This is a genomic window from Bradyrhizobium sp. CCBAU 45389, from assembly GCF_028128625.1.
GTDB classification, from domain to species: Bacteria; Pseudomonadota; Alphaproteobacteria; order Rhizobiales; family Xanthobacteraceae; genus Bradyrhizobium; species Bradyrhizobium liaoningense_B.
In genome coordinates, this window is the sequence record NZ_LBIY01000074.1 from 36204 (window position 1) to 50767 (window position 14564).

The following is a 14564-nucleotide window of genomic DNA, read 5'->3' on the forward strand; positions in this document are numbered from 1 at the left end:
GATGTCGCTACTTACTGGTAGCCCTTCGGGAACGGATCCGGCTCGACGAGGTCGGCGGTCTCGTAGATCAGCTCGAACTGGCCATCGAGCTTGGCGCGGCCCACCCGGGTCTTCGACCAGAGGTGATGGTTCTCGTGGATGCGCACATAGCCTTCCGGCGCGCCCTTGAACTCGACGCCCGGCGAAGCCGCCGCGATCTTGTCGACGTCGAAGGAGCCGGCCTTCTCCACCGTCAACTTCCACAGCCACGGGCCGAGATAGGCAGCCTGGGTGACGTCTCCGATCACGGTCTTCTCGCCCCACATCTTCTTGAACGCGGGCACGAAGGTCTTGTTGTTGGCATTGTCGAGCGACTGGAAGTACTTCATGCAGGCATAGGCGCCCGCGATGTTCTCACCGCCGATGCCGTCGATCTCGTCCTCGGTGACCGAGATGGTCAGCAGCGGCTGCTTGGCGAGGTCGATGCCGGCGGCCTTGAGCTGCTTGTAGAAGGCGACGTTGGAGCCGCCGACGACGTCGGTGAAGATCACGTCGGGCTTGGTCAGCTTGATCTTGTTGATGACCGAGTTGAACTGGGTCGAGCCGAGCGCATAGTACTCCTCGCCGACGACCTTGCCCTTCAGCACGTTCTCGACATGCTTGCGCGCGATCTTGTTCGAGGTGCGCGGCCAGATATAGTCGGAGCCGATGAAGAAGAAGGTCTTGGCGCCCTTCTCCTTGGCGATCCAGTTCAGGCCGGCGAGAATCTGCTGGGTCGCCTCCTGGCCGGTGTAGATGACGTTCTTGGACTGCTCGAGGCCTTCATAGAAGGTCGGGTAGTAGAGCATGCCGTTGTACTGCTCCATCACCGGCAGCACGGCCTTGCGGGAGGCCGAGGTCCAGCAGCCCATGATCGCCGCGACCTTGTCGTTGACCAGCAGCTTCTTGGCCTTCTCGGCGAAGGTCGGCCAGTCGCTGGCGCCGTCTTCCTGGATGAACTTGATCTTGCGGCCGAGCACGCCGCCCATGGCGTTGATCTGCTCGATGGCGAGCTTCTCGGCCTCGATCGAGCCGGTCTCGGAGATGGCCATGGTGCCGGTGGCCGAGTGCAGGATGCCGACGGTGACCTCGGTGTCGGTGACGGCAAGACCCGTGGTGTTGACCGCCGAGGTCGCCGGGGTCTGCGCGAAAGACGCCCGCGGCAGCATCGTGAGGGCGGGCACAGCCGCCATTCCCATCAATAGTTTGCGCCGGAGCGGCGACAAAAGGCCCTTGTTTGCTTCGTCTGACATGAGCACCCCACTTTTTGTTCGAGGACACGCGATTGGTGCCGTGAGGATGGCTCGAATTTGTGCAGCGCAAGCATACGCAAGATCGCGTATACTGCACCGCAAAATACCGACGTAGGCTTTTGGTACGGGATTTGCGAGGGCTCCGGGTCCGTATCGGGAGTGGGGTAAAGAGTGGCAGGGCGGCAGCGAATAGACCGCGTCAGGCGCCAGTACAACCAATGGGTCGCCAACCAGACGCTGGAAGACTACGCGCTGCGCTTCACCGCCAAGAGCGCGCGGCGATGGTCCGCCGCCCGCGTCGCCAACACCGCGATCGGCGCGATCTCCTTCCTGGTGCTCGAGGCGATCGGCGGCACCATCACCCTCAATTACGGCGTCACCAACGCCGCGGCCGCGATCCTCGTCGTCTCCACCATCATCTTCTGCTGCGGCGTGCCGATCGCCTATCATGCCGCCAAATGCGGCATCGACATCGACCTCCTCACCCGCGGCGCCGGCTTCGGCTATATCGGCTCGACCGTGACGTCGCTGATCTACGCCTCCTTCACCTTCATCTTCTTCGCGGTCGAGGCGGTGATCCTGGCGACCGCGCTGGAGATGTGCTTGGGCATCCCGCGCCCGATCGGCTATCTCATCAGCGCGGTGGCGATCATACCGCTCGTGACCTACGGCATCACGCTGATCAGCCGCTTCCAGCTCTGGACCCAGCCGGTCTGGGTCGTCCTGCACATCCTGCCCTTTGTCGCGATCGCCTGGGCCAACCCGCACTCCTTCACGGAGTGGCGGAAATTCTCCGGCGAGCACGGCGACCTCAACGGGCATTTCGATCTGCTGCTGTTCGGCGTCGCCTCGTCCGTGGTGTTCTCGCTGGTGGCGCAGATCGGCGAGCAGGTCGACTTCCTCAGGTTTCTGCCGCGGGATCGTCGTGCCTCCAAGGCATCTTGGTGGATCGCGCTGATGAGCGCGGGGCCGGGCTGGATCGTGCTCGGCGCGCTGAAGCTCCTGGCCGGCTCGTTCCTCGCGTTCTTTGCGCTGAGCCACGGCGTGCCGCCCGAAGAGGCCGCCGAGCCCGCGCATATGTATCTCGTCGCGTTTCGGTATGTGCTGTCCGAACCGGACCTCGCATTGGCGCTGACCGGCATCTTCGTGGTGCTGTCGCAGATCAAGATCAACGTCACCAACGCCTATGCCGGCTCGATCGCGTGGTCGAATTTCTTCTCGCGCCTGACCCATAGCCACCCCGGCCGCGTGGTCTGGCTGGTGTTCAACGTGATGGTGGCGCTGCTGCTGATGGAGATCGGCGTCTACAAGGCGCTGGAGCAGACGCTGGCGCTCTACTCCAACGTCGCCATCGCCTGGGTGGGCGCGCTGGTGTCCGACCTCGTCATCAACAAGCCGCTCGGCCTACGTCCGCCGCAGATGGAGTTCAAGCGGGCGCATCTCTACGACATCAATCCGGTCGGTGTCGGCGCCATGACGCTCGCGATCATCGTCTCCATCGCGGCGTTCTACGGCCTGTTCGGCCCGACCATGAAGGCGCTGGCCGCCTTCGTCGCGCTGACGGTCGCCTTCGTCACCGCGCCTGTGATCGCCTGGCTGACGGACGGAAAATTCTACATCGCGCGCAAGCCGAAGCGGAGCTGGGCCAATATCGAGGCGATTCAGTGCTGTATCTGCGAGCACAGTTTCGAGCCGGAGGACACCACCTCCTGCCCCGCTTATGCCGGCCCGATCTGCTCGCTGTGCTGCTCGCTCGACGCCCGCTGCCACGATCTCTGCAAGCCGCATGCGCGGGCGCAGGTGCAGTTTGCCGAGGCGCTCGGCAAGATCCTGCCGCAGCCGATCTATCAGCGGATCAACTCTCAATTCGGCCATTACATCGGCGTCTTCGTGGTCTCCGCCGGCCTCGTGGCACTTGTGCTCGGGCTGATCTATCTGCAGACCTCGGCGAGCGTGCACGGCGAGAACATGCTGGTCTCCAACGTGCTGTGGAAAGTGTTCTTCTCGCTCAGCATCATCATCGGCGTGGTCGCCTGGCTGTTCGTGCTGGCGCAGCAGAGCCGCCGCGCGGCGGAAGCGGAGACGCGGCGGCAGACCGCGCTGCTGATCCAGGAGATCGACGCGCACAAGCGCACCGACGCCGAGCTCCAGCGCGCCAAGGAGGTCGCCGAATCCGCCAATCTCGCCAAGAGCCGCTACGTCGTCGGCCTCAGCCACGAGCTGCGCTCGCCGCTGAACGCGATCAGCGGCTATGCGCAGCTGCTGGAGCAGGATGCGACGCTGAATACCAAGCCGCGCGACCAGGTTCGCGTCGTCCGCCGCAGCGCCGATCACCTCTCCGGCCTGATCGACGGCATTCTTGATATCTCCAAGATCGAGGCGGGGCGGCTGTATCTGTCGCGCGACGAGGTGCGGCTCAGCGAATTTCTGGACCAGCTCGTCGGCATGTTCCGTCTCCAGGCCGCCGCCAAAGGCATCGACTTCGTGTTCAGGCGTCCCGCGCATCTGCCGGCCGTCGTCTATGCCGACGAGAAGCGGCTGCGCCAGGTGCTGATCAACCTGATCTCCAACGCCATCAAATTCACCCAGACCGGAAGCGTGCAGTTCGTCGTGCACTATCGCAGCCCCGTTGCCGAGTTCGAGGTGATTGACACCGGCCCCGGCATCCAGGGCGACGATCTCGAGCGCATTTTTGCGCCGTTCGAGCGCGGCGCGCTTGGTGTGGCACAGCCGCAAACCGGCACGGGCCTGGGGCTCACCATCAGCCGGCTGCTCGCCGGTGTCATGGGCGGCGACATCAAGGTGATGAGCACGGTCGGCACCGGCTCGACGTTCAAGGTCAAGATCTTGCTGTCGGAGGTGACCAATCCCCAGCGCATCGCGCCGGTGGAGGCGCCGGTCTCCGGCTATCACGGTGCGCGCAAGACCATCCTGATCACCGACGACGACCCCGTGCATCGCGACCTCCTGCGCGAGGTGCTGACGCCGCTCGGCTTCATCCTGCTCAGCGCGCCCGACGGCGCGGGATGCCTGGCACTCGCGCAACATTGCCGTCCCGATCTGTTCCTGCTCGACATCTCCATGCCGGCCATGGACGGCTGGGCCGTTGCAGAAGCCTTGCGCGCCAGCGGCCATCATCAGGCGCGCATCCTGATGGTCTCGGCGAGTGCGCTGGAAGCGCACGGCACGCCGCTGGCGCAGCCGTTCCATGACGGCTACCTGATGAAGCCGATCGACATTCCGCGGCTGCTGGAGACGATCCGCCAGCTCCTCAAGATCGAATGGCAGTACGGCTCGGACGAGATCGCGGTGCCGTTCTGGCGGCCCGAGAGCGGCTCACGGCCGCCGGCGCGGCATATCGAGGCGTTGATCGGGCTCGGCCAGATCGGATACGTCAAGGGCATCCAGCTGAAGCTGGATGAGATCGGCAGCGAGCATCCGGAGCATGCCGACTTCGTCGCGCAGATGCGGTCGCTGGTCGATCGCTTCGATCTCGACCAGTACATGGCCACATTGAAGACGTTGCATGCTTATGAGCATTGAACCAAAGAAGCGCGACGTCGCGCTCGTTGTCGATGACTCGCCCGAGACGCTGCGGCTGCTCACCGATGCGCTGGACGGCGCCGGCATGACGGTCATGGTGGCGCTCGACGGCGCGAGCGCGATGCGCATCGTCGACCAGATCACGCCCGACATCGTGCTGCTCGATGCCGTGATGCCGGGCATCGACGGGTTCGAGACCTGCCGCCGCCTCAAGCGCGATGCGGGCCTCGCCAATGTTCCCGTGATCTTCATGACGGGCCTTGCCGAAACCGAGCACATCGTGCGCGGGCTGGACGCCGGCGGCGTCGACTATGTGACCAAGCCGATCGTGATCGAGGAGATGCTGGCGCGCATCCGGGTTCATCTCGGCAATGCAAGGCTGACCCAGAGCGCGCGCGCCGCGCTCGACGTCTCCGGCCGCTTCCTGTTCGCAGTCAACCGGCAGGGCCATTTGCTCTGGGCAACGCCGCAGGCACAGAAGCTCCTGGCCGATCACCACGGCGCGCAGGCCGACGACTTCGTCCTGCCGCCGTCTCTGCTGCAATGGCTGGAGCAGGTCAAAAGCAAGGGCAGCGCGAAATCGCAAGCCGCCTCCCTGCCCGACAATCCGCAGCTCCGCTTCTACTACATGGGCGAGACCGCGCCGAACGAATTCCTGCTGCGGCTCTCCAAGGAAGCCGGCACGGCGCTGCCGCCGGAATTCACCAGCGAGCTCGGCCTCACCACGCGCGAAGGCGAGGTGCTGGCCTGGCTCAGCAAGGGCAAGACCAACCGCGACATCGCGCAGATTTTGGGCCTCAGCCCGCGCACGGTCGACAAGCATCTGGAGCAGATCTACGCCAAGCTCGGCGTCGAGAACCGGACGGCAGCGGCGGCGATTGCGACGAATGCGACGCAAAGAAATTCGTGACGCCGCCACAGCCGTCGTCCTGGACACGCGCAGCGAAGCGGAGCGCAGATCCAGGACCCATTACCACAGGGCATGGTTTGGCGAAGACTCGAGGTTACCAGCTCACGTCACAACCACTGCTTGGGGTAATGGGTCCTGGCTTTCGCCAGGACGACACCATTGATTGGACGGTTGGCGTCTCGACTCATTCGGTGTCGTCCCGGCGAAGGCCGGGACCCATACCGCGTGATCTCTCTATTCCGGAAAGTCGCAGTTCCGAACGACGTATCTTCGCCAAACGGCTGCCTGTGGCTATGGGTCCCGGCCTGCGCCGGGACGACATTTGAGGGCGCGGCGTCCCCTCACCCGTACACGAACGCCGTGTCATCCAGATCCGTTTTCGGAATCTCGTTCATCTCGGTCCAGTAGTCCTGGCTGTGCTGCCATTCCGGCTTGTCGCCGCGCTTGGGCAGCAGATTCATGTTGCGCATGATGTAGCCGGGGTTGAAGTTTTCCAGGTCGATCCAGGGCAGGATCGGCATGTTGTGGTCTTCGGGGCGCAAGCTCACCTCGACCTTCTTCTTGCCCTTGGCCTTCATGTGGCCGAGCAGGCGGCAGACGAAATCGGCGACGAGGTCGACGCGAAGCGTCCAGCTGGCGCGGAAATAGCCGAACACCCAGACCAGGTTCGGCACGCCCGTGAACATCATGCCGCGATAGGTGACGGTGTCGCCGAAGGCGAGCGGCTTGCCGTCGATTTCGAAGGCGATGTCGCCGAGCGCCGAGAGATTGAAGCCGGTCGCGGTGACGATGACATCCGCTTCCAGCAGCTTGCCCGATTTGAGCTGGATGCCGTTCTCGACGAAGCATTCGATCTCGTCGGTGACGACGGAGGCCTTGCCGCTGGCAATGCCCTTGAACAGATCGGCATCCGGCACGAAGGCGATGCGCTGCCGCCATGGACGATAGCTCGGGGTGAAATGCGTCTCGACGTCGTAGTCGGGACCGAGCACCGCACTGATCTGGCCGATCAGTTCTTTCTTCACCTGCTCGGGCTTGGCCAGACAGAGTTTTGTGAACGCGTCCTGCTCGAACAGAATCTTGCGCCGCACGATCTCGTGGATCCATTCCTCGTCGACCTGAAGCCGGCGTAGCTCCTCGGCAATCTCGATAGCGTTGCGGCCGAGACGGAAATAGGTCGGCGAACGCTGCAACATGGTGACATGCGCGCAGCTGTCCGCAATGTTCGGCACCAGCGTCGCCGCGGTCGCGCCCGAGCCGATCACAACGACCTTCTTGCCGGCGAGGTCGATATCGTCCGGCCAGGTCTGCGGATGGACGATGCGGCCCTTGAAGCGGTCCATGCCTTTCCATTCCGGCGTGTAGCCTTCCGAATGGCGGTAATAGCCCTGGCACATCCAGAGGAAGTTTGCGGTGAAGGTCCTTGCCTCGCCCGTATCGGTGGTCGTCGCCTCGATGGTCCAGAGATTCTGCTCGCTCGACCAGCTCGCGGAATTGATCTGGTGCTTGTAGCGGATGTGGCGAGCGATATCGTTGTCGTCGATCACCTCTTTCATGTAGGAGAGAATCTCCTCGGCGGTCGCGATCGGCGGCCCGACCCAGGGTTTGAAGCTGTAGCCGAAGGTATGGAGGTCGCTGTCCGAGCGGATGCCGGGATAGCGATGCGTGCTCCAGGTGCCGCCGAACGTCGCCTGCGTTTCGAGGATGACGTAGCTCGTACCCGGCAGCTGCTTTTCGATATGATAGGCGCTGCCGATGCCGGAGATGCCGGCGCCGACGATCAGCACGTCGAAATGCTCTGAGGCCTGCTTGGTGGTGGCGTGACTGCGTACAGCGACATTCATTGTTGCTTCTATGCCTTGCTTGTTTTTGTGGCCGTCCTTGACCGGACGACGCGTTTCCTCCGCGACAGGCATGGTCGCCCATCGCGCTTCCGCCTCAAAATGACATAGATCAAGTCGCGGTCAAACTACAGCGCCGCACCCCAGCTCCGCGCGGTCTGCAAGATCCAGTCGCGATAGAGCGTGAGCGGCGTGACACCGGTCAGGCCGCCGCAGCCGGCGGCACCGTTCGGTCCCGTGGACCAACTGATGAGGCCGACGAGTATCGTGCCATTCGGCTTGTCCTCGAACACAGGACCGCCGGAATCGCCGGTGCAGGCGCCAATTCCGTCACGAACTCCGTTGGTTACGGGATCGACCAAGCGAATTTGCAACGTGCCGGGCTGACCTGTCGCGATGAGGCCGGCAACACGCGTGGCGCCGCCGCTCTTGCCGTCACCACGCACGGTGACGCCGATACCGGCAATGACGAAGCGACTGCCAACCTGAATCGGAATAGTCGGCATGCCAACCGGCACCGTCGATTTTCCCTTCAGTGGAATTTCCAGTTGCAGCAGCGCCACGTCGGCGGTGGCGCGATGCGACTGCATCGCCTGCATGTTGAAGCTCGGATGGATCGCGACGGTGCGGACGTTCAGCAATTGCGGTTGGCCATCGGCGCCGCGATCGACGATCTTGTAGTCGGCACCGGGCTGGACGCAGTGAGCGACCGTCAGCACGACCTTCGGGGCAATCAGCGTGCCGGTGCAGAAATTGCCGCGCGAGCCGACGATGGTGACGACGGCGCGCGCGACACCGTCGGCCTGCGGCGTGCCGCCACCGACGATGGCGTAAGCGGGGGTGGCGAGCAGCGCGGCTGCGATGAGGACGGCAAGCTTCTTCATGGGAACACGCTTCGGCATCGATGGAGGCGGCGGAGTGCTTCGGGCTGGCCCTTGCCGATAGCGCATGCTAGCCCTCTTGGAAAGGAATTGACGAGGGCAGGGTATTGGCGATCGAGGCGGTGATCTTTGATTTTGGCGGCGTGCTGACGAGCTCGCCGTTCGAGGCGTTCACGCGGTTCGAGACCGAGCGTGGCCTGCCCGCCGACATCATCCGGCGCACCAACGCCGCCAATCACCTGGAAAACGCCTGGGCCAGGTTCGAGCGCGCCGAAGTCGATATCGAGACGTTCGATCGTTTGTTCGCCGAGGAATCACTCGCACTCGGTGCCGAGGTGCGCGGCCGCGATGTGCTGCCGCTGCTTCAGGGCGATCTGCGGCCCGAAATGGTCGAGGCCTTGAAGCGGATCAAGGCGCAATTCAAGACCGGCTGCATCACCAACAATCTGCCGGCGAACGCCATCGGCAGCATGACCGGGCGCTCGCTCTACATCGCCGAAGTCATGGTGCTGTTCGACCACGTCATCGAATCCGCCAAGATCGGCCTGCGCAAGCCCGACCCGCGCATTTACAAGCTGATGACAGAGACGCTGAAGGTCGATCCGAAGGCTTGCGTCTATCTCGATGACCTCGGCGTCAATCTGAAGCCCGCGCGCGAGATGGGCATGACCACGATCAAGGTGACGAGTGGCGCCCAGGCAATCGCTGAGCTTGAAGCGGCGACGGGGCTGAAGCTGAGCTAGCGCAATTTATTCCGCAGCCGTAGGGTGGGCAAAGCGACTTGTCCGCCATAGCTCGAAGAGCGACGGCGGAAGCGTGCCCACCACAAGCAGATGGTGGGCACGGCGCTTCCGCGCCTTTGCCCACCCTACGAGAGCCTACTTCGCAGCGGCGGCGGTGCGCTCCGGGAACGCAGCCGCCAGGGAGTCTCGATCCGGCTTCAGCACGCCGCGCTCGGTAATGAGACCCGTGACGAGGCGCGCCGGCGTCACGTCGAACGCATAATTCGCTACCGGCGAGTTCTCGGGCACGATTCGCACCGTCTCCAGCCTTCCGTCCGCGGTGCGGCCGGTCATGTCGGTGACCTCCACGCCGCTGCGCTGCTCGATCGGAATGTCGCGAATGCCGTCATGGACAGCGAAATCGATCGTCGGCGACGGCAGCGCGACGTAGAACGGCACGCCGTTGTCATGCGCGGCCAGTGCCTTGAGATACGTGCCGATCTTGTTGCAGACATCGCCATTGGCGGCGACGCGGTCGGTGCCGACGATGGCAAGATCGACCATGCCGTGCTGCATCAGATGCCCGCCGGTGTTGTCGGGGATGACCGTGTGCGGCACGCCGTGATGGCCGAGCTCCCAGGCGGTGAGAGATGCGCCCTGGTTGCGCGGACGGGTCTCGTCGACCCAGACATGGACTTTGATGCCGCGCTCATGCGCGAGATAGATCGGCGCGGTCGCGGTACCCCAGTCGACGGTGGCGAGCCAGCCGGCGTTGCAATGGGTCAGCACGTTGACCACCTCGCCCGGCTTCCTCGCCGCGATCGCCTCAATCAGCGCAAGGCCGTTGCCGGCAATGCCACGGTTGATCTCGACGTCCTGCTCGACGATCTCGTCGGCCCGCGCATAGGCTGCTTCCGCCCGTTCCAGCGGATCGATCGGAACGAGCGCGGTGCGCATCTCGTCCAGCGCCCATTTCAGATTGATCGCGGTCGGCCGCGCCACGACAAGCGTGTCGTAGGCGCGCTTCAGGCCGGCGTCGGAGGCGTCCTCGCGCATCGCAAGTGCCATACCGTAGGCCGCGGTCGCGCCGATCAGCGGCGCGCCGCGCACCAGCATGTCGCGGATGGCCACCGCCGCGTCCTCGCACGAGGTCAGACGCGCGACGATGAACTCATGCGGCAACCGACGCTGGTCGATCGCGCCGACCGACCAGCCGTCACGCTCGCGCCAGATGCTGCGGAAATGCTTGCCGTCGACCTTCATGGCATTCTGCCTTTCGTATCACGCCCGCAGCACGCGCCCTGCCACCGCGTCGAGCTTCTTCAGGAGCTCGGGATCGCGCGCCTCGGGCGCCGTGATCAGCGCGGTGTCGAGCGCACGGTCCGAACCGATCGGGCACGGCTCGTGCTCGCGCGGAAAATCCTTCGCCAGCCGCGCCACCAGCGCCTTGGCCTTGTCGGCGTTCGACGTCAGCACGCGGATGATGTCCTGCACGGTGACGGCGTCGTGGTCGGGATGCCAGCAATCGAAATCCGTCACCATCGCGACTGTGGCGTAGCAGATCTCGGCTTCGCGCGCGAGTTTTGCTTCGGGCATGTTGGTCATGCCGATGACCGAATAGCCCAGCGTCTTGTAAGTCATGCTTTCGGCATAGGTGGAGAATTGCGGCCCCTCCATGCAGACATAGGTGCCGCCGCGCGCGATCGCGAGTCCCTCGGCTTCCGCCGCTGCCGCCAGATGAATGCGCAGCCGCGGCGAGACCGGATGCGCCATCGACACATGCGCGACGCAGCCGCGGCCAAAGAACGAGCTCTCGCGCTTGTGGGTGCGATCGACGAACTGGTCGACGAGAACGAAGGTGCCGGGCGGCAGTTCCTCCTTGAAAGAGCCGCAGGCCGAGAGCGAGATCAGGTCGGTGACCCCAGCCCGTTTGAGCACGTCGATGTTGGCTCGATAATTGATGTCCGATGGCGACAGCCGGTGCCCCTTGTCATGCCGCGGCAGGAACACGATCGGCAGGCCTGCGATGGAGCCGCGCCTTAAGGGAGCCGATGGCTCGCCCCAGGGGCTCTCGATCACCTCTTCGCGCGCGCCCTCGAGACCCGGCAGGTCGTAGATGCCGGAGCCACCGATGATGCCCAATACCGCCTGCGTCATACCCGCTCCACCCTGTTCGCCACGTGCGACATGGTTAAAGCTATGCCAGTTTTACGGCGGTTTTGGAACGGGGGTGGTGAGGTGATGGCGCAGCTGTGAGGGGCGCGGGCGCTTGCCACACACTCAGTGTCGTCCCGGCGAAGGCCGGGACCCATACCGCGGAATCTATCGGTGGGGACGGTCGTAGTACCGAACGACCAGTCTTCGCCAAACTGCTCCCTGGGGTTATGGGTCCCGGCCTGCGCCGGGACGACGTTGGGGAAGCAATTGTGCGTGTCAATTAAGCCGCGGTCGCCAGCCGCAGCTGCGTCGCGACCATCCGCTCCAGCGTCTCGACGGACTGGAAATTCTCCGGCGTGATCTCGGACTGCGGGATGGTGAAGTCGAACTCGGCTTCGACGCCGAGCATGAGATTGACCATGTCCATCGAGGTCAGGCCGACGTCGACGAGCTTGGCCGACGGGCTGACGTCGGCGGACAGCGAGTTCTGCGCAAGGATGCCCTTCACCAGCTTGATGATGCGATTGCGCAATTCGGGTTCGAAGGCCTGCATCGGTAAATTCCCATCTGTCTATGAAAGGTCGGACCGGGCTGCCGGGTACGATGGGCAGGCACGGCCGATCCCGCAATGGGCGTCACCATTACTTCGCGTTTCTTAGTAAACGATGACTCAGATTGTCTGAAATTCATGCCTCTTCCAGTTCACTAACGCGAGCGCGGAAATCCGGGGGATGCGAAAAACCGGACCTTAACTGTCCATTCGGAATTGGACTTCGTTTACCCTCTATTTCATCGACGAATTTGAATTAAATCCGTAGCCTCGTCTCACAAGCAAAGATGGTCGGAGGATCGCTTTACACGGCATCGCGAATGATGCCGGCGGTCTTGAACGACGAACCGGAGGCGGACGAGTATGAACGTGCGTGAAGCAGTCCTTACTGTCGACGAAACGCAAGCCAGCTTCCTCGAGCAGGGTCCCTCCCTCATCGAGCGCGCCGTCCGGACCGCCGCAGCGGCTGCGGCCGACGCAGACGCGGTCGATCGCGACGCCCGCTTCCCGCACAAGGCTTTCGAGGTTGCGCGCGAGCAAAAACTGCTTGGCGTGATGATCCCGGTCGAATTCGGCGGCTTTGGCGCCTCCATCCACGACGTCACCGACATCTGCTACACGCTCGGGCGCGCCTGCGCCTCGACCGCGATGATCTACGCGATGCACCAGACCAAGGTCGCCTGTGTCGTCAGGCACGGCCACGGCATTCCCTGGATGGAAACCATGATGCGCCGGGTCGCGCGCGACCAGTGGCTGCTCGCCTCCTCCACCACCGAAGGCCAGAACGGCGGCAACATCCGCGCCAGCGCCGCCGCCGTCGACCATGCCGGCGACACCGTCTCGCTGATGCGCGATGCCACCGTGATCTCCTATGGCGCCGAGGCCGACGGCCTCGTCACCATCGCCCGCCGCGCCACGGACGCCGCCGCCTCCGACCAGGTGTTGCTGGCGCTCGCCAAGGACGATTATTCACTGAAACAGACGCAGGGCTGGGAAACGCTCGGCATGCGCGGCACCTGCTCGACCGGTTTCGAGCTGAAGGTCGATTGCCCCGCCGACCGCGTCTTCCCGGAAGCCTACGACAAGATTCACGCGCAGACCATGACGCCGTTCGCGCATCTGTGCTGGTCGTCGGCCTGGGCCGGCATTGCGGCCGCAGCGGTAACGCGTGCGCAGGCCTTCATCCGCAAGGCTGCCCGCACCTCCGGCGGGCAGATGCCGCCGGCGGCTGCACATTTCACCGCCGCGAAGATGTCGCTCGCCAAGCTGCGAGCGCTGATTTCGGCCAACATCGATGCCTTCTCCCGTGTCGAGCATGACGAGCGGGCGCTCGGCTCGCTCGACTTCCAGTCGTCGATCACGCTGCTGAAAGTGCAGGCCTCCGAGCTCGCGGTCGAGACCGTGATGCATGCGATGCGCACCGCGGGCCTTTCCGGCTACCGCAACGACGGCGAGTTCACCATGGGCCGTCACCTCCGCGACGTGCTGTCGTCGCCGATCATGATCAACAACGACCGTATTCTGGCCAACGCCGCCACCTCGACGCTGATGAGCGGCGTGCCGTCGAGCCTTCATGACTGACGTGCCTTCCCGACCAGAGCAACAAGAACAATTTCGAGATAGCAGGACATCGACCCATGAATATTGCCGTCCTCCCCAATTCGCCCGAAACCGCGCCTGAGATCGTTGATCCGCTCGATCACCTCGCCGACAAGCTGTTCCACCGCATGGGCTCGGATGGCGTCTACGCCCGCACCGCGCTCTATGAGGGCATCGTCGAGAAACTCGCCGCGCTGATCACCAGCCACCGTGAAGCCGGCACCGAAGCCTTGCGCTTCCCGCCGGTGATGAGCCGCGCGCAGCTGGAGAAGTCAGGCTATCTCAAGAGCTTCCCGAACCTGCTCGGCTGCGTCTGCGGCCTGCACGGCACCGAGCGCGAGATCAACGCCGCGGTGAGCCGCTTCGATACGGGCGGCGACTGGACCACGTCACTGTCCCCGGCCGACCTCGTGCTGTCGCCGGCGGCCTGCTATCCCGTCTACCCGATCGCGGCGAGCCGCGGCCAGTTGCCGAAGGGCGGCCTGCGCTTCGACGTCGCCGCCGACTGCTTCCGCCGCGAGCCGTCGAAACATCTCGACCGGCTGCAATCGTTCCGGATGCGCGAATATGTCTGCATCGGCACGCCCGACGACGTCGCCGATTTCCGCGAACGCTGGATGGTGCGCGCGCAGGCGATCGCCCGCGACCTCGGCCTGACCTTCCGCGTCGATTATGCCAGCGATCCCTTCTTCGGCCGCGTCGGCCAGATGAAGGCGGTGAGCCAGAAGCAGCAGCAGCTCAAGTTCGAGCTGCTGATCCCGCTGCGCTCGGAGGAGCAGCCGACCGCCTGCATGAGCTTCAACTATCACCGCGAGCATTTCGGCGCGACCTGGGGCATCCAGGACGCCAATTGCGAGCCGGCCCACACCGGCTGCGTCGCCTTCGGCATGGACCGCCTGGCCGTCGCCATGTTCCACACCCACGGCACCGACCTTTCCGCCTGGCCCGCCAAGGTGCGGGACATGCTGGGCCTGCAGCCGCATCGCGCGACTGAAGCCCATGGCGAGGGCTGGCGCTAGAGCATGATCCGAACCCGAAGGGCCGCGTTAGCGCAAAGCGCGAAGCGGCTTTCCGGAAAGATCATGCAGAA

General features: G+C 64.2%; 11 protein-coding genes. 5 read left to right on the plus strand and 6 right to left on the minus strand.

Going from position 1 to position 14564, the window contains the following annotated elements; genetic code table 11:
- Positions 1-11: 11 nt before the first annotated feature.
- Positions 12-1271: an urea ABC transporter substrate-binding protein gene (gene urtA, locus XH79_RS09265; RefSeq protein WP_271581477.1), complete on the minus strand. Its 1260-nt coding sequence runs from the start codon at positions 1269-1271 to the stop codon at positions 12-14.
- Between the two features lie 171 nt (positions 1272-1442).
- Between urtA and XH79_RS09270 the strand changes: the two genes are divergently transcribed.
- Together XH79_RS09270 and XH79_RS09275 are read left to right on the plus strand one after the other, a co-directional pair.
- Positions 1443-4814, plus strand: a complete 3372-nt coding sequence (locus tag XH79_RS09270) for a hybrid sensor histidine kinase/response regulator (protein WP_271581478.1) — start codon at positions 1443-1445, stop codon at positions 4812-4814.
- Complete coding sequence (locus XH79_RS09275) at positions 4798-5724, plus strand: response regulator (protein ID WP_442869939.1); 927 nt, start codon at positions 4798-4800, stop codon at positions 5722-5724. The genes XH79_RS09270 and XH79_RS09275 overlap by 17 nt, the downstream gene beginning before the upstream one ends.
- Positions 5725-6065: 341 nt before the next feature.
- On the opposite strand, the gene XH79_RS09280 is transcribed toward XH79_RS09275, so the two are convergent.
- Together XH79_RS09280 and XH79_RS09285 are read right to left on the minus strand one after the other, a co-directional pair.
- On the minus strand, positions 6066-7568 hold the full coding sequence (locus XH79_RS09280; RefSeq protein ID WP_271581480.1) for a flavin-containing monooxygenase: 1503 nt from the start codon (positions 7566-7568) through the stop codon (positions 6066-6068).
- A 125-nt stretch (positions 7569-7693) separates the two neighbouring features.
- Entirely contained in the window at positions 7694-8449 is a 756-nt protein-coding gene (locus XH79_RS09285) for a S1 family peptidase (protein WP_271581481.1), read from the minus strand.
- Positions 8450-8553: 104 nt separating this feature from the next.
- Between XH79_RS09285 and XH79_RS09290 the strand changes: the two genes are divergently transcribed.
- The gene (locus tag XH79_RS09290; RefSeq protein WP_271581482.1) at positions 8554-9189 is read left to right on the plus strand and encodes an HAD-IA family hydrolase; all 636 of its coding nucleotides are present in this window, start codon (positions 8554-8556) and stop codon (positions 9187-9189) included.
- Positions 9190-9324: 135 nt separating this feature from the next.
- On the opposite strand, the gene mtnA is transcribed toward XH79_RS09290, so the two are convergent.
- From mtnA to XH79_RS09305, 3 genes are all read right to left on the minus strand, one after another.
- A complete protein-coding gene (mtnA, locus tag XH79_RS09295; protein WP_271581483.1) occupies positions 9325-10431 on the minus strand; it encodes an S-methyl-5-thioribose-1-phosphate isomerase in 1107 nt (368 codons plus the stop codon).
- An 18-nt stretch (positions 10432-10449) separates the two neighbouring features.
- On the minus strand, positions 10450-11325 hold the full coding sequence (locus XH79_RS09300; protein ID WP_212340530.1) for an S-methyl-5'-thioadenosine phosphorylase: 876 nt from the start codon (positions 11323-11325) through the stop codon (positions 10450-10452).
- Between the two features lie 280 nt (positions 11326-11605).
- The gene (locus XH79_RS09305) at positions 11606-11878 is read right to left on the minus strand and encodes a phosphopantetheine-binding protein (RefSeq protein ID WP_271581484.1); all 273 of its coding nucleotides are present in this window, start codon (positions 11876-11878) and stop codon (positions 11606-11608) included.
- Between the two features lie 360 nt (positions 11879-12238).
- Between XH79_RS09305 and XH79_RS09310 the strand changes: the two genes are divergently transcribed.
- Positions 12239-13456, plus strand: a complete 1218-nt coding sequence (locus XH79_RS09310) for an acyl-CoA dehydrogenase family protein (protein ID WP_212340527.1) — start codon at positions 12239-12241, stop codon at positions 13454-13456.
- Positions 13457-13512: 56 nt separating this feature from the next.
- Entirely contained in the window at positions 13513-14493 is a 981-nt protein-coding gene (locus XH79_RS09315) for an amino acid--[acyl-carrier-protein] ligase (RefSeq protein WP_271581485.1), read from the plus strand.
- Positions 14494-14564: the final 71 nt, after the last annotated feature.

Bases quoted from the DNA above. Each gene is read 5' to 3' on its own strand.
- XH79_RS09300 (WP_212340530.1), bottom strand. From the start codon at position 11,325: ATGACGCAGGCGGTATTGGGCATCATCGGTGGCTCCGGCATCTACGAC.
- XH79_RS09275 (WP_442869939.1), top strand. From the start codon at position 4,798: ATGCTTATGAGCATTGAACCAAAGAAGCGCGACGTCGCGCTCGTTGTC.
- XH79_RS09285 (WP_271581481.1), bottom strand. From the start codon at position 8,449: ATGAAGAAGCTTGCCGTCCTCATCGCAGCCGCGCTGCTCGCCACCCCC.
- XH79_RS09310 (WP_212340527.1), top strand. From the start codon at position 12,239: ATGAACGTGCGTGAAGCAGTCCTTACTGTCGACGAAACGCAAGCCAGC.
- XH79_RS09280 (WP_271581480.1), bottom strand. From the start codon at position 7,568: ATGAATGTCGCTGTACGCAGTCACGCCACCACCAAGCAGGCCTCAGAG.
- mtnA (WP_271581483.1), bottom strand. From the start codon at position 10,431: ATGAAGGTCGACGGCAAGCATTTCCGCAGCATCTGGCGCGAGCGTGAC.
- urtA (WP_271581477.1), bottom strand. From the start codon at position 1,271: ATGTCAGACGAAGCAAACAAGGGCCTTTTGTCGCCGCTCCGGCGCAAA.
- XH79_RS09305 (WP_271581484.1), bottom strand. From the start codon at position 11,878: ATGCAGGCCTTCGAACCCGAATTGCGCAATCGCATCATCAAGCTGGTG.
- XH79_RS09315 (WP_271581485.1), top strand. From the start codon at position 13,513: ATGAATATTGCCGTCCTCCCCAATTCGCCCGAAACCGCGCCTGAGATC.